We start from the raw sequence: 15,250 nt of genomic DNA, 5'->3' as shown, positions 1-15,250 counted from the left end.
CCGGCGGGCGCCGGCCGTGCGGCAGGGCCGGCGGGCGCCGGCGGGGCAACAGCCTTGCACATGCCCGCGGGAGACGGGGTCCCGGGAGCGGACGCGGCCTCCCGGACCCTGCCGCGGGGCCGGACGAACCACCCAAAGAGGCAGGTGCCGTACAGCGGATGCCGTACAGCGGGGGCGGGTACGCGGCCCTTCCCGGCGGACGCGAACGCCCACCCGCCGGGCGTGCGCAGGGTGGGCGTTCGTGCCGGGCCCGGCGCCGCGCGCCGCGCGGCCCGGGTGCCGGAAGGGCTCCGGGTGCCGGAAGGGCTCCGGGTGCCGGAAGGGCCCCGGGGTCTGCGTCAGCCGGCCACGCCTGCGCCGGCCGACGGGGACTCGGACGTCTTCGCGCCGGACTTCGCGGCCGACTTCGACGGCGACGACGACGGCGAACCGCCGGGCTTGCCCGGGTCGTGCCCGGCACCGCCGGAGGAGGACTTCGAAGGGCTCGGGGAGGACGAGGCCTTGCCCGAACCCGAGCCCGAGCCGGATCCGGAGCCCGAACTCGAACCCGAGCCGGATCCCGAGCCGCTGCTGCCGCTTCCGCCGTCCTGGACGTTCCCGACGGCGCTCTTCGCTGCGGTCAGCGCGTCCTTCGCGACGTCCGACGTGCTCGGCGACTTCTCGCCCTCGAAGCCGGCGCCGTTGTACGTGAGCGCGACCACCACGTTGTCGACGCGGGCCACCACGGTCGCGTAGGAGAAGTCCTCACCGGACTTGGTGAGCCGGTAGGTGACCGACGTCGCCTGGTCGCCGGTGCCCGTCACGGGGGACGTCATGACGCTCTTGGCGTCCTTCGTCGTCTGCGCGGCGTCGACCTCGGTCGTGTACTGCTTGGACGCCTGGGCGTTCCCGCTGCCCAGCGCGGTCTGCGAGTCGAAGCGCGAGAGCGAGACCTCGAGCCAGCGGTACTGCGAGCCGTGGACGCCGTGGTCCTTGAGGCCGTTCCAGGCGCAGCTGCTGTGCGAGTTGATGTCCGTCGACGTCCCGGCCGTGCCGCCCTTCGGCTTGGCGTTCGGCACGAGGCCGGTGACCGTCGAGGAGTCGATGGCCTTGCAGGCGTCCGGCAGGCTCTGGTACTTCGCGGGCGCGACCGACGGCGAGTGCTGCCCGGACGGGGCGCTGGAGCCGCCGCCGTCGGCGCTGTCCTTGGCGCTCCCGTCGCCGCCGCCGGAGCCGGAGGAGCAGCCGGCGACGACGAGCAGCGCAGGAACGGCCGCGGCGGCGAGTATGCGGGGGAGTCGCGATGCTGATCGGCGCATGGTTCCTTCAGTCGATGCTTTCGGTCACGGGTCACGGGTTCCGCGGAGTCACTGTCCGTGTCCCTTCGGCTACGAACGGACCGCCGCGGAGCGGTTGTCGTCACGCACCGTACGCACTGGCGGGGGCGAACGGTCCGAGCGGCCACCGTAACCGCAGCAGGAGCCCCGGAGGGTCCGCATCCCCCACCTCGCCCCGGGGCGTCCCGCGCCGCCGAGGGGGTGCCACGGCTCCTACTGGTCGAACTCGTCGGTCAGCTTCTTCGCCAGCGCCTGTGCCCTGTCCTGGAGTTCCTTGCTGTCGGGCACCTCGTCGGCGTGCGTCGGCTGCGCGGTGTACGTGATCGTGACGATCACGTTGGATGTGCGGAACACCACGCTCACCGTGCGGTTGCGGGTGGCCGATCCGGACTGCGAGAGCACGTCGTCCACGTACGCCTCGTCGCCGAGGTCGGTGAGCCGGCGCGGCTGGAGCCCCGGCGCGAGGGCCGCGTCCCCGGAGCTGCCGTCCGAGCCGTCGACCAGGTCGCCGCCGGAACCCGAGGGCGAACCGGAGGGTGTGCCCGATGTGTTCGGGGTGCTGCTCTTGCGCGGTGTGCCGGAAGTGCCGTGTATGTCCGTACTGTCCGACGCGCCGGGTGTGTTCGGCGTCCCGGACGGGTTGGGCGCGTCCGAGGCGTCCGGCGTGTCCGAGGGCGATCCCGAGCCGGTCTCGTCGCCCGTCGAGGGCGGGGAGGGGGAGCCGGACGCCGGGATGTGGGCCGCCTTCAGCTCCCGCGCGTACACCTGCTGCGCGCGCTGCGCGTCACTGACGCTCGTGTCGTACGAGACGACCCGCTCGATGTCCAGCGACAGCCGGTGCGAGGAGTCGGGGGCGTCCGCCTTCCAACTGCAGCCCACCCTGCGGTCCGTGTCGTACGTCACCGCCGGCGTGCCCTGCAGTGCGCGCTCCTGCTGGTCGGGGGAGAGCGAGGAGATGCCGGGGAGCAGGTCCTCCAGCATCGACGCGGGCACGGCGCCGCACGGCTCCAGCAGCGTCGCGTACTTGCCCGGCGCGGGCAGGGAGAGCGTCGGGTCGCCCTGCTTCGCGTCACTGGGCGAGCCGTCGGAACTCCCGCCGGCCGTGCAGCCGCCCGCCACCAGTGCGACGAGCAGCGCCGCCAGACCCGGCGCCCACACCTTGCGGCGAGCGCTGCGGTGCGGTGTGTGCGCGAATCGCTGCACGGACCCGAGCCTCCTCAAGACGGTGTGCGGGCGGGAAAAGCGTTTGCCGCCCCTGGTCGGTGAGTGGACACAATGTGTATCGCACATGTCGTCGACGCCGCAGGTCGGCCCGGGTCTTCGAACGCCTCGCGCGCTGTGCGTCCCGCACGTCCTCCGGTGGCGTGCGTCCTGTGCATCGTAAATCTCCGCGGGAAGTCCAAGGGCTCCACGGGGAATCGGGGGAATGGAGAATCATGACTTACACCGAGATTTCGGGCGTGAAGATTCCGATCCGGATGTGGGCGGATCCGGCGGCCGTCGAGGACGGGGCCATGCGGCAGCTGCGCAACGTCACGACGCTGCCCTGGGTCAGGGGCCTCGCCGTGATGCCCGACGTGCACTACGGCAAGGGCGCGACGGTCGGCTCCGTCATCGCGATGGAAGGCGCGGTCTGCCCGGCGGCGGTCGGCGTGGACATCGGCTGCGGCATGTCCGCGGTCCGCACGTCCCTGCGTGCCGGGGACCTGCCGGGCGACCTGTCCCGGCTGCGGTCCCGCATCGAGCGGGCCATCCCGGTGGGGCGGGGGCTGCACGACGAGCCGGTGGACCCGTCCGGGCTGCACGGCCTCGCGACGGCGGCCTGGCAGGACCTCTGGTCCCGTTTCGGGAGCGTCGCGACGGCGGTGCACTTCCGGGAGGACCGGGCGCGCCGGCAGATCGGCACGCTCGGCGCCGGCAACCACTACATCGAGGTGAGCATCGGCGAGGACGACGCCGTCTGGCTGACGCTGCACTCCGGTTCGCGCAACATCGGCAAGGAACTGGCCGAGCACCACATCGGGATCGCCCAGAAGCTGGCGCACAACCAGGGACTCGTGGACCGCGACCTGGCGGTCTTCGTGGCGCGGACACCGCAGATGGCCGCCTACCGCAACGACCTGTACTGGGCGCAGGAGTACGCCCGCCAGAACCGGACGATCATGATGGAACTGCTCAAGAACGTGTTCCGCCGCGAGTTCAAGAAGGCACGCGTCGGGTTCGTCGAGGAGATCAGCTGCCATCACAACTACGTCGCTGAGGAGCGCTACGACGGGATGGACCTGCTGGTCACCCGCAAGGGCGCCATCCGCGCGGGCAGCGGGGACCTCGGCATCATCCCGGGGTCGATGGGCACCGGCTCGTACATCGTGAAGGGCCTCGGCAACGCCGCGGCCTTCAACTCCGCCTCGCACGGGGCGGGCCGGCGGATGAGCAGGGGCGCGGCCAAGCGCCGCTTCTCCACGCGGGACCTGGAGGAGCAGACGCGGGGCGTGGAGTGCCGCAAGGACTCCGGCGTGGTCGACGAGATCCCCGGCGCGTACAAGCCGATCGAGCAGGTCATGAGCCGGCAGACGGACCTGGTCGAGGTCGTGACGCGGCTGCGGCAGGTCGTCTGCGTGAAGGGGTGAGGCCGGCCCCGCGGACGGAGGCGCGGGCGGGCCGGCCGGCGGCGCGGTGCCGGCGGGTGCGCGAAGGCGCCGGCCTCCTCGTGGAGGCCGGCGCCCGGGCTCGCGGGTGTCAGACCAGCCAGCCGACGAAGTGGATGAGGCCGGCGAGGACACCAGTGAGGATGTTCATGTTCAGTTCTCTCCTTGCTGTGTGCTGCCCGACGGGCGCACGACGTGGGACTCTTCCCGCCTCGTGGGACAGGGGCGGGTGCGCCGGGACGGTCCGCGGCCGGTCACCTGCGCACCACGAGCATCATCCGTACGAGGGGTCTCACGCCAGAGAGTTGCCACTCCCTCACCTGAAGTGATGATCTTTCGATCGTTCGTTCAGTTCATCGGACTGGATGGAGGCAGCCCGCGGCATCGGGCCGACGCCCCCGGAGCCGACGCCGGGCGCCGGTCCCCGGGCGCCGGAGGCGGCGGCCCGGGGGCCGGGGCCCCGCGCGCCTCACAGCTCGGTGTCGTGCAGCTTCCGTGCCCGGTCGAGCGCCTTGTCGAAGTCGCGCTGGGTGTCGTCGGCCCAGTGCAGCAGGTCCGCGAGCAGTCTCGTCAGCGTCTCCCCGGGGCTCGACCGCCAGCTCTCGCCGCTGCTCGTGTAACCGGAGTACGTGTAGCCCTCGACGGCCTCGCCGCCGCGCTTGGCACCCTCGTCGTGCGCGCGCGTCGTGAAGTTGTCGCTCATCGCATGCTCCTCGCGTGGATCGTCCCGGCTTCGGCCGGGGGAGCGGACGCCGGCATCACAGCTCCCTGTGCACCTTGGTGTTGGAGGCCTGGGCCCGGGGCCTGACCACCATGAGGTCGATGTTGACGTGGCTGGGCCGGGTGACGGCCCAGGTGATCGTGTCGGCCACGTCGTCGGCGGAGAGGGGCGCGGCGACGCCCTCGTAGACCTTCGCCGCGCGCGCCGTGTCGCCGTGGAAGCGCGTCGTGGAGAAGCCCTCGGTCTTGACCATGCCGGGCGCGATCTCGACGACGCGCACGGGCGTGCCGACGATCTCCAGCCGCAGCGTCTGGGCCAGGACGTGCTCGCCGTGCTTGGCCGCCACGTAGCCGGCGCCGCCCTCGTAGGTCCCGAGGCCCGCGGTCGAGGAGATGACGACGACGGTGCCGTCGCCGCTCGCGGTCAGCGCGGGCAGCAGCGCCTGCGTGACGTTGAGGGTGCCGAGGACGTTCGTCTCGTACATCTGCCGCCACTCCTCGACGACGCCCGACGCGACGGGGTCCTGACCGAGGGCGCCGCCCGCGTTGTTCACCAGGACCTGCACGGGGCGCCCGGCGCCGGCCGTGAGCTCCTCGGCGAACGCGTCGACGGCCGCGCGGTCGGTGACGTCGAGCCGGTGGGCGCTCGCGCTGCCGCCCGCCGCCTCGATCTCCGCGACGAGCGCGGCGAGGCGGTCCTCGCGTCGCGCGGTCACCGCGACGTGGTAGCCGGCGGCGGCGAGCTGCCGGGCCGTCGCCGCCCCGATCCCGCCGCTCGCGCCGGTCACGACGGCGGTGGCGGTGGCTGCGGAGCCGGCGGCTGCGGCGGTCATGGGTCTCCTCCTGCGGTGGTCGGGGGCCTCGGGGCCCATGTGCCCCAGGATAGGCAGCCGTCCCCGGGCGCCTTCCGCGGGTTTCCCCGTGCGCTCGGCGCACCGCGAGCGGGGGCCTGCGACACGGGCGGGAGCCGCCGTGCGCGGCGGGACCCGCCCCGCCGTCCGCTCCCGTCCGGCGCTCGGCCGACCCGCGTCCGCGCCTCGGCGTCGCGCCCGGCCGGTCCGTGTCAGCGGCCCCGGGGTCCGAACATGATCAATGACATGCCCGCCAGCGTGACCACCGCGCCCGCGATGTCCCAGCGGTCCGGGCGGTAGCCGTCCGCCACCACGCCCCAGACGATCGACCCGGCGACGAAGATCCCCCCGTACGCGGCCAGCACGCGGCCGAACTGGCCGTCGGGCTGGAGCGTCGCCACGAAGCCGTAGACGCCGAGCGCCGCGACGCCCGCGACGATCCACGGCCAGCCGCGCCCGCCCTGGCCCGCGTCGCCGCGCACGCCCTGCCAGACGAGCCACGCGCCGCCGATCTCGAAGAGGGCGGCCAGCACGAAGAGGGCGACGGAGCGGAGTACGAGCATGGCGACAGCGTGCCACGGCCGGCCGGCAGGCCGGACGGCCCGGCGGCGGCCGCGAGCGGGCCCCCGGGCGGCCCCGAGCGGGCGGCGAGCGGGACGTACGAGAGGCTCAGCGGCTCACGCGGCCGTGCCGTTCCCGAACTCGGCCATCACGGCCTCCACGATGCGTGTCAGGTGCCCGTGGTGCGCGCCCCGCCAGTACACCCGCCCGCACGCGGTGCACCGGGCGAAGACGTCGTAGGTGCGGCGCGTGCCCTGCTGGAGCTGCTCGCGGACGGCGGCGTCGTCCTTGTCGGCGGCACCGAGCGTGCCGTTGCACGCCGTGCAGCGCGTCCAGGGCGCCAGTGCGGGGGCGAACCGCTGGAGGATGTCGCGCACCTGGTCGTCCGGGCGGTCGCTGTAGACGTACGCCCCGGCCCACAGCTCCCTGCGGCGCAGCAGGCCCCGGTCGCGGGAGAGCAGCACGCGCCGCTCGTCCGCCGACCGCCTGGCCAGCGCGGGATCGCCCGGGTCCGTGCTCTCGTAGGCGGCGTCCACACCCAGCAGGCGCAGGCGCCTGGCGAGGGTGCCGAGATGGACGTCGAGGAGGAAGCGCAGTGGCGCCCCCGGCACGGACTGGGGCCGCTCGCGGGGCAGCACCCGGACGGACTCGCCGTCGGCCGGGACGTGCGAGGCGGGCCGCGGCGTGCCGTCCACGATCAGGGTGCCGACCTCGGTCAGCGGGATGCCGAGCGACTCCACGACATGACCGAGCGTGGAGGACCCGTCGATCGCGACGTCACCCACGTCCCGGCGCCGGTCGACGGGCAGGAACACGTGCAGTTCGCGGGAGGCGCCGAAGCGGATCGTCCGGGGACCGTTCACCTGGTCAGCATGCCATCGCGGGCGGGGCCGTGCCACGGATTACGGGCGGCGGTGACCGGTCACCGCCGCGCGGGCCGCGCACCCCCGCCCGTGCCGCGCACCCCCGCCCGTGCCGCGCACCCCGCGGGTGCCGAGCCCCGCCGGGCTCCGCCGGGCGTGACGCTCAGTCCTCGCCTGCCGGGTCCTGGGCCTTCGCGAGGTCCATCCACCAGTCGTTGCACCGCAGCACGTTGCCCGGCGGGTACTCGAAGGCGCACTCTCCCCGCAGCGTGTAACCGGCCCGCCGGCAGACCGCGTTGGACCGGGGATTGCCGACCGACGGGAAGGCGTGGAGCCTGCGGTGCGCGCGCTGCGCGCGGGCCTGGCGGGCGGCGGCCCGGGCCGCGACGGCGGCGATGCCCCGGCCCTGGAACGCGGCGAGCAGGCCCCAGCCCGACTCGTAGATCTGCTGCCCGTCCCAGACGTTCTCCCAGTAGCCGACCGTGCCGACCGAGCGGGCGAGGCCGGGCGCGGCGGACCCCTCGCCGTCGGGGAGCAGCACGATCCGGAACAGCCTGCCCCTACGCGGGCTCTCGGCGCTCAGCTCCACGTACCTCCGGTGCCGCACCTCGACCTGTACGTCGGTCTCGGGCCCCCCGAGGTGCACCATCAGTTCGGGCGCGTTCAGGGCGCGCAGCAGTCCGAGATCGGCCTCGGACCACGGTTCGAGCCGTACGCGGGGCGCCTTCGTCTTCATGCGTGACGACTGTAGGAGAACCCCGGGAGGAGGGGCCGGCCGCGCCCGCCGGGCGGCAGAAGGCACCGCCGCCCGGGACGGACGCAGGACGGACGCTCGGGACGGACGTCGGGACGGGCGCGTGGCCGGGCGGCGTCAGCCCTGGCGGGCGTACGCGGTGGGCGGCACCCCGACCGTCGCCGTGAAGTCCCGCACGAGGTGGGCCTGGTCGCTGTAGCCGAGCTCCGCCGCGAGCGCGGGCCAGTCGACCGCGCCCGGCGCGCCCTCGGCCTCCGCGCGCTCCAGTGCCTCGTGGATGCGGTAGCGCAGGACGACCCACTTCGGGCCGACGCCCACGTACGCGCCGAACAGGCGCTGGAGCGAACGCGGGGACAGGCCCGCCGCCGCGGCGAGCAGGTCCACGCGCTGCATCGTCCGGTCCTGCCGGACGAGGTCGGCCAGCGCGGTCGCCCGCGCGACCGGCCCGTCCGTGCCGCCGCCGGGGGCCCGCAGGACGCCCTGAAGGAAGGCGTCGAGCGCGGCCACCCGCTCGTCCTCGCCGTCCGGGCCCAGGATCGCGGTGACGTCCTCGTCGCCGACCGGCATGGCCTCGGCCAGCGGGACCCGGCGCCCCGTCCAGTGGGAGACGGGGTGCCGAGGCGAGAAGGGGCGGAAGCCCCCGGGCCTGAACTGCACGCCGCACACCCGGCCGCGGCCCGCGAGCCTCTGCGCGAACAGCTCGTCGCGGATGCCCGCGATCTCGGCGAACGGCCGGCTCGCCTCGTCCAGGTGCTGGAAGACGACGTTCACCGACGGGTGCGGCACGACGTGCGACACGTACGGCTCGTCGAGGTCCCAGTCGATGAGCCAGTAGTGCTCCAGATACGGGCGCAGCGCGGGCGCGGGCTCCCGGCGCCGGAACCGTACCCGGGCGAAGAGACCCGCGGCATCGACGATGCCGCGGGTGTCACGCCGTGGGGCAGCCATGCCGCCGATCGTAGGCGCCCAGGAGGAGGGACGCCGGGAGGACGGCACGGCCGCGCGCACGGCCGTGCTGTGACCCCCGCGAGACGGTGCCGGTCCTCGCGGGGGCCACGTCGGTGGGTGCCCCGCGCGCGGCCGTGGCGGCCGCGCGCGGTGTTCACCTGGTGGTGCCCCCGGTCAGCAGGTCACGTACGCGACGTGGATCCAGACGCCGGTGCGCCCGCCCCAGAGGTCGCCCATGTACCAGTTGCCCTGCTGGCCGCGGACGTTGATCTTCTGGCCCCTGTTGACGGTGCCGAAGACCTGGTAGTTCTCGCCCGGGCCGCTGCGGTAGTTCACCCCGTTGTCGTTGACGGTGCAGGTCACGTAGGCGGCGTGGTGGCTGGGCGCCGCGGCGGGCAGGATGCGGGCGGGGCCGCTGCTCGCGGCCACGGCCGTCGTCGCGCCGGCGAGCGTCAGGACCGTCGCGGTGGCGAGGGCCGCGGCGAGCGCGCGCGGGGTGCGGGCGCCGAAGTGCTTGCGGGTGGTCGTGCGGGTCAACTCGGTCTCCTTCATAAAAGGTGATCCCCCGTGGCCGGTCGGCCAGTGGACCGGAGGGGACACGCGCCGCTCGATTACGGTCCGTGTTCCTTCCGTGACTCATTGGACACGGGCGTGTGCTCCCGCCGCCAGAGCATCCTGGGTGGATCACCCGGTTGTGCGGTGGTACGCGGCCCGGGGGCCGGCCGCCGCGCTCCCGCGCGCTTCCGCGGGGCCCCGGGCGCTTCCGCGCGGCAAGGCGTTCGAGTTTGACGAAGGGCGCGGCGGGCCATGGAGTGACGCGTTTGTTCAAGACCGCCGGCCGGCAGGTGCCTAGGTTCGAAGCCATGAACGAGAAGATCAGCGCACTGCTGGAGCGCGCGGCGGCCGGGACGGTGCCGGTCGTACGCGGCCTCGACGACGCCCAGTTGTCCCTGCCGACGCCCTGCGACGACTACGACGTCCGCACCCTGGTCGGCCATCTGCTCCTGGTGGTGCGCAACTTCCGGGAGCTCGCGGCGAAGCGGGACGCCGACTTCGGCCGGCAGTCCCTGCCGCTGGAGGGCGACTGGCGCGAGGACTTCGCGCGGGAGGTGCGCGCCCTGGTCGGGGCCTGGGCGGCCCCCGGCGCCGAGGAGGGCACGACCGGCGCGCTCGGCATGCCGGCCAGGACCGTCGGGGCGATGGTCCTCGGCGACCTGGTCGTGCACGGCTGGGACCTCGCCCGCGCGAGCGGCCGGGCGTACGACGGCGCAGCGGCGGACGCCGTCCTCGTGACCGAGGTGCGCGACCGGTTCGCCGAACTCGCGCCGACGGCCCGCCGGATGGGCATGTTCGCCCCGGAGGTGCCGGTGGGCCCCGACGCGTCCACCTTCGACCACCTCCTCGGCCTCACGGGCCGCGACCCGTGGTGGACCCCGGAGGTCGCGCTCGGAACCTGAGCCGGGAGCCGGGAGCCGGGAGCCGGGAGCCGGGAACGGGGAGCCGGGAACGGGGCGCCGCCACGCCTGCCACGGGTCGGGCGGCCGACCGGGGCGCCGGGGCGGGGGCTCCCGGTCCCCGGGCGAGAGCGGGCCCCGCGCCTGGGGCCGGACTTCGCACCAGGGTGCCGGCGCGCTCGTAGGCTGGGGGCAGACGTCCCGTACGGGCGCGTGGCGCGCCCGCTGAGGAGGCCACCGATGACCGAACGCAAGCCGCCGGGTGTCAGCTTCGAGACCTGGGTGGACCGGCAGATCCGCGAGGCGCAGGAGCGGGGCGTCTTCGACGGCCTGACCGGGGCCGGCAAGCCGCTCGCGGGCCTCGACAAGCCCTACGACGAGCTGTGGTGGATCAAGGACAAGATGCGCCACGAGAACCTGTCGTACCTGCCGCCGACGCTCGCCCTGCGCAAGGAGGCCGAGGACGCCCTGGTGGCGGCCCGGCGCGCACCGTCGGAGGGCAGGGTGCGGCGGATCGTCGCCGAGATCAACGAGAAGATCGGCGAGCTGCTGGCGAAGCCGCCGCCCGGCCCGCCGCTGGGCATCCGCCCGTTCGACGTCGAGGAGCTCGTCGAGGACTGGCGCCACCGCAGGCGGGCGGGCTGACCGGGCGCCCCCTCCGTACGGCCCGGCCCGGCCCGTCTGCGGCGGGTCCGGAGCGGCCGCCCGTCGCGGTGTCCGGGCCGGCGGGCACCGCCGCGTCCGCAGGTCGCCTCGCGCGGCGGGATCCGGCTTTCCGCGCGCGGTCAGAGTGCGGGGCGCAGTTCGCGCACCGGGCTCAGCGCCTCCAGCAGCGAGGCGGTGTGCAGGACGGTCGAGTCGGCGTGCAGGTTCCCGGCCAGCTGGACGCCGATCGGCATGCCGTCGCTGCTCGTGCCGAACCGCATCGACAGGGCCGGGTGCCCCGTCAGGTTGAACGGGACGGTCGTCGTCGACACGTGGAAGGCACCCATCGTCCGGCCGCCGACGGTGAAGTCCTCCAGCCGGTGGCCGTGTGCGGGGATCGTCGTGACGGGGAGCAGCAGGACGTCGTAGCGGTGGAAGTGCGCGGCGAGGGCGTCCCGCAGCCGTTCGACGCCCTGCTCGGCGTCGAGGAAGTCCTCCATGGACGTGTCGGGCAGGGAGGCCACGAACGCGGAGTAGTCGAACATCTCGTCCTCGTGGCCCGCGGTGACCCGGCGGAAGGCCGGTTTCACCTCCATCGTGCTCAGCCTGGTCCACAGGTCGAGGGGGTTGTCCCGCTCGAAGGCCGGGATGCTCACCGCGTCGACCTGGGCTCCCGTCGTCCTCAGGGCCTCGGCCGCCGCCCTGACGATCGCCGCGACCTCCGGGTCGGTCGGACCGAGTCCGGAGTCGACCAGCCAGCCCACCCGCGGCGGCCGGTCCGGCGAGGGGCCCAGACCCGTGTCGAACCGGGGCGGGGCGGTCGCGAAGCCGTCGGCACCGTCGGGCCCGGCCAGCAGTCCGTACGCGAGGGAGAGGTCCCGGATGCTGCGCGCCATGGGTCCGACGTGCCAGTTGCGGCGCGGCTCCCGCGGCCAGACGCCCGTCATGGGAATGCGCCCGTAGGTCGGCTTGAAGGCCGAGACACCCGTGTCGGCGGCCGGACCGCGCACCGAGATGGACAGGTCGCTCGCGAGTCCCAGCGGCGACATGCCCGCCGCGATCGCCGCCGACTCGCCGCCGCTGGACCCGCCGGGCGAGCGGTCGAGGTCCCACGGGTTGTTGGTCCTGCCCGTCAGGAGGTTGTCGGTCTCGATCCAGTACGAGAACTCCGGGAGGTTGGTCTTCGCCAGGAGGATCGCGCCGGCCTGCCGCATGCGCGCCACGGCGGTGGCGTCGGTGTCCGGGACGCGCCCGGCGAAGATCGGCGAACCGCGCTGGGTGAGCACCCCGGCGGTGTCGAACGAGTCCTTCGCCGTGAAGGGCACGCCGTGCAGGGGGCCGACCTCGCCGCCCGCCGCGAGCTGCTCGTCCGCCGCGCGCGCGGCCTCCAGCGCGCCGTCCGCGAGCGTGACGACGGCGTTGAGCAGCGGGTTCACGGCCTCGATGCGGTCGAGGTGGGCGCGCACCACTTCGACGGAGGAGGCCTTGCCGGTGCGGATCAGCCCGGCGAGTCCGCTCGCGTCCGAATGAATGAGTTCGCTGGTCATGGTCAAACACTTCCTGGACCGGGGAACGGTCGGTGAGAGGCGTCGTCGCGGCTCCTGCCGTCGGCCGCCGCCGCGAGGCGGCCGTGCGCGGGGCACGGGGACACCTGTCGCGGGGGACGGCCGGACAGGCTGCCCGGTCAGCCGGCGGCGGGCTGTGCCGCGGCGGTGTCGGCGTAGATCTGGGCCCCGGTGAGGCGGCCGCCCGCGGTGCGGAAGAGCCACAGGTTGTCGAAGGCGAGTTCCCGGCCGCTCGCCCTCGGAACCGCCCTGATGGCGAGCTGTACGACGAGGTGGTCGTCGGCCTTCAGGATCCGCTCGACGTGGAGGTCGAAGGACTCCCAGACGGCGGAGCCGCCGGGTGTGCCCGCGAAGAACTTCGCGAACTCCTCGGTGCCCGTGTACGTGCCGCCGTAAGGGAGGGAGGCGGGCACCGTGAGGGTGAAGTCCTCGCGGAGCATCGGCAGGACGGGGCCGGTGTCCTGGTGCTCGAAGAGCTCGCCGAGGGCGTAGGCCATTTCGGCCCGGCTGTACCCGGCGCGAGCGCCCGGGTTCCCCGCCGCCGCGTCGAGCGCCTCGGAGGCGGCCTGATCGGCGCCGAAGACTCCCGCGCCGAACGAGAAGTCCTCCGGCGTCGAGAAGACCATCTTGACGAACACGTCCGCCGGATCGATGCCCGGATCCTCGTGCAGCAGCCGCACGAGCGTCCTGTAGAGGCCGCGCTTGGCCTGCTCGCCTCGTTCGAAGCCGTCGCTGAAGGTGAAGACGATCCAGTCCCCGGAGCGGGGGCCGCCCCGGAAGTCGCGGCTGAAGACCATCTCGCCGGGGTCGTGCTGGTGGATGAGCTGGAAGTCGTCCTCGGGTCGCATGTGCAGTTCGGTGACCAGCGCCTCGTGCGCCGCGCGTGAGACCGCTTCGAGGTAGGCGGCGGGCTTGCCGCGTGCCAGTGAGATGTCGACGAAGGGCATGAGGGACTCCTCTGCGAGAGAGAGTGGTGTTCTTGGGTTCTGCGCCCTCTATAGATACTATGTAGGTCAGCATACATTGCAGGACGGGAGGACGCAGGATGGGGAAGCGGACGGACGCCAAGCAGAAGATGGTCCAGGCCGCCAAGGAGCTGATACGGCAGCGCGGCTACAACGCGACGGCCTTCTCCGACGTGCTCGAACTCAGCGGCACGTCCCGCGGCTCGGTCTACTTCCACTTCCCCGGAGGCAAGACCCAGCTGGCGATCGAGGCGGCCGAGGCGCACGCGTTCGAGCAGGTCCAGATCATCGACCGGGCCGCCGGCGAGGCCACGTCCGCGGGCCGGCTGGTCGAGCTCTACGTCGATCTGGGCCGCGACGGCATGGTCGCCGCCGACTACGGGCGGGGCTGCGGGGTCGCCCCGCTGATCACCGAGGGCGCCACGCGGGACTCCGAGGAGATCGCCGAGACCGGCCGCCGGGCCTTCTCGGAGATGACCGACAGGCTCGCCTTCCACTTCGTCGCCTTCGGTGTCGAGCGCGCCCGCGCGAGGGTGCTGGCCGACGCCGTGATCGCGGGGGTCGAGGGCGCGATGATCACGTCGCGTGCCCTGCGCAGTCCCGCTCCGTACGAGTCGGTGCGGGCCGTCCTGGTCGCCCACGCCGCGACGGTGTCGCCGAAGGGCGACGGGGGTGCCCGCGGCTGAAACACGGGCCGTCAGGGGCCCGGGCGGTGAGGTCCGGGCACCGGCCTCGGGCGGCGGGGGCCGGGGCGGTGCCGGGCTCCGTCGGCCCCCGACGTCGCTGTCCGCCGCGCCCGCCCGCCGTGCGCTGCCCGACGCCACCGTCTGCGGTCTGCCGTCGTCCGTCGTCGTCCGAGCCCGGCCCCGCCCCTGCGGGCCGGGCCGTTCCGTGCTGCCCGGCGGCGGCCGCGCGGGTTCCTCCGCGGCGGCCGCGCGCGCTGCCCGCCGATGCCGGCGGTCCTTGACGGTGACGGATTAAGTATGTTGACCTACATAGCATCTGCTCATCGCCGACCGGCCTCGCGACCGGTCGGCGATGTCTCTCGCCGCGCGCCGCCCACCGCGGGCCGCCCGCCAGTCGAAGGAGTTCCCCACATGGCTCGCGTACTCATCACCGGCGCATCGCGCGGCATAGGCAGGGACGCCGCGACGGCACTGCACGAACAGGGCCACGAGGTCATCGCCACGGCCCGCGACGTCTCCTCGCTCGACGACCTGCCGGTGGCGCTCAAGCTGCGACTCGACGTCACCGACCAGGACTCGGTCGACCGGGCGCTGGCCGAGGCCGGCCGCGTCGACGTCCTGCTCAGCAACGCGGGCGCGACCGTCCGGGCGCCGATCGAGACGATCCCGCTCGACGCGCTGGCCGAACTGTTCGAGCTCAACGCCTTCGGGGCGCTGCGGGTCGCGCAGGGCGTCCTGCCCCAGATGCGCCGGCGGGGCACCGGGCAGCTGATCTTCATGTCCAGCATCCAGGGCCGTCTCGTGATCCCGCTGATCGGCGCGTACGGCGCCACCAAGCAGGCCCTGGAGGCCCTCGCGGAGGCCCTCGCCATCGAGGCCGGCCGGTTCGGCGTGTCCGTGCACGTCGTGCAGCCGCCCGCGGTGTCCTCAGGGGGAGCGGAGCGCGCCCAGGTCCACCTCGACGACAGCAGCCCCTACCTTCCGCTGCTCGGCAAGCTCGGCCCGTTCCGCGCGGAACCCGTCTCCGTGCGGGAGGTCGCCGACGTCGTCGCCGCGACGATCGCCGAGGGCCGCGGGGCGCCCTTCCGCATCCCCGTCGGGGAGAGTGCGAGGGCCGTCCTGGACGCGCGCAAGGCCGCACCCGACCACACGCCGTTCCTCGCCGCCCCGCTGGACTGGTAGCCGCGCCCCCACCCTGCGGCGAGGGCGCCGGGGGCCGCCCGGCGCCGGCGTCCCGGACCGTGCCCGGCGGCCGTGCCCGGCCCGATGCCCTC

Annotated in this window: 16 protein-coding genes; 5 read left to right on the top strand and 11 right to left on the bottom strand. The window is 74.1% G+C overall.

Annotated elements, in window-relative coordinates; translation table 11 throughout:
- Positions 1-338 precede the first annotated feature (338 nt).
- Positions 339-1,298 (bottom strand): DUF3558 domain-containing protein, encoded by a 960-nt coding sequence (locus L1885_RS05135; RefSeq protein WP_235795762.1) that lies wholly within the window; start codon positions 1,296-1,298, stop codon positions 339-341.
- Between the two features lie 231 nt (positions 1,299-1,529).
- Positions 1,530-2,519, bottom strand: coding sequence for a DUF3558 domain-containing protein (locus L1885_RS05130; protein WP_235795761.1), 990 nt, complete (start codon positions 2,517-2,519; stop codon positions 1,530-1,532).
- A gap of 233 nt (positions 2,520-2,752) precedes the next feature.
- Between L1885_RS05130 and L1885_RS05125 the strand changes: the two genes are divergently transcribed.
- Positions 2,753-3,946, top strand: coding sequence for an RtcB family protein (locus L1885_RS05125; protein ID WP_235795760.1), 1,194 nt, complete (start codon positions 2,753-2,755; stop codon positions 3,944-3,946).
- A 487-nt stretch (positions 3,947-4,433) separates the two neighbouring features.
- Here L1885_RS05125 and L1885_RS05120 read toward each other — a convergent pair whose 3' ends face one another.
- The 7 genes from L1885_RS05120 to L1885_RS05090 all read right to left on the bottom strand — a co-directional run bounded on the left by L1885_RS05120 (position 4,434) and on the right by L1885_RS05090 (position 9,198).
- A complete protein-coding gene (locus L1885_RS05120) occupies positions 4,434-4,667 on the bottom strand; it encodes a hypothetical protein (RefSeq protein WP_235795759.1) in 234 nt (77 codons plus the stop codon).
- A gap of 55 nt (positions 4,668-4,722) precedes the next feature.
- Positions 4,723-5,517, bottom strand: a complete 795-nt coding sequence (locus tag L1885_RS05115; protein ID WP_235795758.1) for an SDR family NAD(P)-dependent oxidoreductase — start codon at positions 5,515-5,517, stop codon at positions 4,723-4,725.
- Positions 5,518-5,747: 230 nt separating this feature from the next.
- Positions 5,748-6,098 (bottom strand): YnfA family protein, encoded by a 351-nt coding sequence (locus L1885_RS05110; RefSeq protein ID WP_235795757.1) that lies wholly within the window; start codon positions 6,096-6,098, stop codon positions 5,748-5,750.
- Between the two features lie 114 nt (positions 6,099-6,212).
- Positions 6,213-6,959 carry a Mut7-C RNAse domain-containing protein gene (locus tag L1885_RS05105; RefSeq protein WP_235795756.1) on the bottom strand — a complete coding sequence of 249 codons (747 nt, stop codon included), beginning with the start codon at positions 6,957-6,959 and terminating at the stop codon, positions 6,213-6,215.
- Positions 6,960-7,122: 163 nt separating this feature from the next.
- The gene (locus L1885_RS05100; protein WP_235795755.1) at positions 7,123-7,695 is read right to left on the bottom strand and encodes a GNAT family N-acetyltransferase; all 573 of its coding nucleotides are present in this window, start codon (positions 7,693-7,695) and stop codon (positions 7,123-7,125) included.
- A gap of 135 nt (positions 7,696-7,830) precedes the next feature.
- A complete protein-coding gene (locus tag L1885_RS05095) occupies positions 7,831-8,661 on the bottom strand; it encodes a helix-turn-helix domain-containing protein (RefSeq protein WP_235795754.1) in 831 nt (276 codons plus the stop codon).
- 174 nt (positions 8,662-8,835) lie between these two features.
- A complete protein-coding gene (locus L1885_RS05090) occupies positions 8,836-9,198 on the bottom strand; it encodes an SH3 domain-containing protein (RefSeq protein ID WP_235795753.1) in 363 nt (120 codons plus the stop codon).
- A 326-nt stretch (positions 9,199-9,524) separates the two neighbouring features.
- On the opposite strand from L1885_RS05090, the gene L1885_RS05085 reads away from it, so the two are divergent.
- Entirely contained in the window at positions 9,525-10,118 is a 594-nt protein-coding gene (locus L1885_RS05085) for a TIGR03086 family metal-binding protein (protein ID WP_235795752.1), read from the top strand.
- Positions 10,119-10,355: 237 nt separating this feature from the next.
- On the top strand, positions 10,356-10,760 hold the full coding sequence (locus L1885_RS05080) for a DnaJ family domain-containing protein (RefSeq protein ID WP_235795751.1): 405 nt from the start codon (positions 10,356-10,358) through the stop codon (positions 10,758-10,760).
- 140 nt (positions 10,761-10,900) lie between these two features.
- Here L1885_RS05080 and L1885_RS05075 read toward each other — a convergent pair whose 3' ends face one another.
- Positions 10,901-12,307 carry an amidase gene (locus tag L1885_RS05075; RefSeq protein ID WP_235795750.1) on the bottom strand — a complete coding sequence of 469 codons (1,407 nt, stop codon included), beginning with the start codon at positions 12,305-12,307 and terminating at the stop codon, positions 10,901-10,903.
- Positions 12,308-12,444: 137 nt separating this feature from the next.
- Positions 12,445-13,272: a tautomerase family protein gene (locus L1885_RS05070; RefSeq protein ID WP_235795749.1), complete on the bottom strand. Its 828-nt coding sequence runs from the start codon at positions 13,270-13,272 to the stop codon at positions 12,445-12,447.
- A 98-nt stretch (positions 13,273-13,370) separates the two neighbouring features.
- Between L1885_RS05070 and L1885_RS05065 the strand changes: the two genes are divergently transcribed.
- The gene (locus L1885_RS05065) at positions 13,371-13,976 is read left to right on the top strand and encodes a TetR/AcrR family transcriptional regulator (protein ID WP_235795748.1); all 606 of its coding nucleotides are present in this window, start codon (positions 13,371-13,373) and stop codon (positions 13,974-13,976) included.
- A gap of 411 nt (positions 13,977-14,387) precedes the next feature.
- Entirely contained in the window at positions 14,388-15,158 is a 771-nt protein-coding gene (locus L1885_RS05060; protein WP_235795747.1) for an SDR family NAD(P)-dependent oxidoreductase, read from the top strand.
- The last annotated feature ends 92 nt before the right edge of the window (positions 15,159-15,250 follow it).

The organism is Streptomyces fuscigenes (genome assembly GCF_021556455.1).
Classification (GTDB): Bacteria; Actinomycetota; Actinomycetes; order Streptomycetales; family Streptomycetaceae; genus Streptomyces; species Streptomyces fuscigenes.
This window is presented reverse-complemented; position numbering and strand designations above follow the sequence as displayed.

What these genes read in the sequence shown, in the direction of transcription:
- L1885_RS05135 (WP_235795762.1), bottom strand. Translation starts at nt 1,298, where the DNA reads ATGCGCCGATCAGCATCGCGACTCCCCCGCATACTCGCCGCCGCGGCC.
- L1885_RS05125 (WP_235795760.1), top strand. Translation starts at nt 2,753, where the DNA reads ATGACTTACACCGAGATTTCGGGCGTGAAGATTCCGATCCGGATGTGG.
- L1885_RS05120 (WP_235795759.1), bottom strand. Translation starts at nt 4,667, where the DNA reads ATGAGCGACAACTTCACGACGCGCGCGCACGACGAGGGTGCCAAGCGC.
- L1885_RS05115 (WP_235795758.1), bottom strand. Translation starts at nt 5,517, where the DNA reads ATGACCGCCGCAGCCGCCGGCTCCGCAGCCACCGCCACCGCCGTCGTG.
- L1885_RS05110 (WP_235795757.1), bottom strand. Translation starts at nt 6,098, where the DNA reads ATGCTCGTACTCCGCTCCGTCGCCCTCTTCGTGCTGGCCGCCCTCTTC.
- L1885_RS05100 (WP_235795755.1), bottom strand. Translation starts at nt 7,695, where the DNA reads ATGAAGACGAAGGCGCCCCGCGTACGGCTCGAACCGTGGTCCGAGGCC.
- L1885_RS05095 (WP_235795754.1), bottom strand. Translation starts at nt 8,661, where the DNA reads ATGGCTGCCCCACGGCGTGACACCCGCGGCATCGTCGATGCCGCGGGT.
- L1885_RS05085 (WP_235795752.1), top strand. Translation starts at nt 9,525, where the DNA reads ATGAACGAGAAGATCAGCGCACTGCTGGAGCGCGCGGCGGCCGGGACG.
- L1885_RS05080 (WP_235795751.1), top strand. Translation starts at nt 10,356, where the DNA reads ATGACCGAACGCAAGCCGCCGGGTGTCAGCTTCGAGACCTGGGTGGAC.
- L1885_RS05075 (WP_235795750.1), bottom strand. Translation starts at nt 12,307, where the DNA reads ATGACCAGCGAACTCATTCATTCGGACGCGAGCGGACTCGCCGGGCTG.
- L1885_RS05070 (WP_235795749.1), bottom strand. Translation starts at nt 13,272, where the DNA reads ATGCCCTTCGTCGACATCTCACTGGCACGCGGCAAGCCCGCCGCCTAC.
- L1885_RS05065 (WP_235795748.1), top strand. Translation starts at nt 13,371, where the DNA reads ATGGGGAAGCGGACGGACGCCAAGCAGAAGATGGTCCAGGCCGCCAAG.
- L1885_RS05060 (WP_235795747.1), top strand. Translation starts at nt 14,388, where the DNA reads ATGGCTCGCGTACTCATCACCGGCGCATCGCGCGGCATAGGCAGGGAC.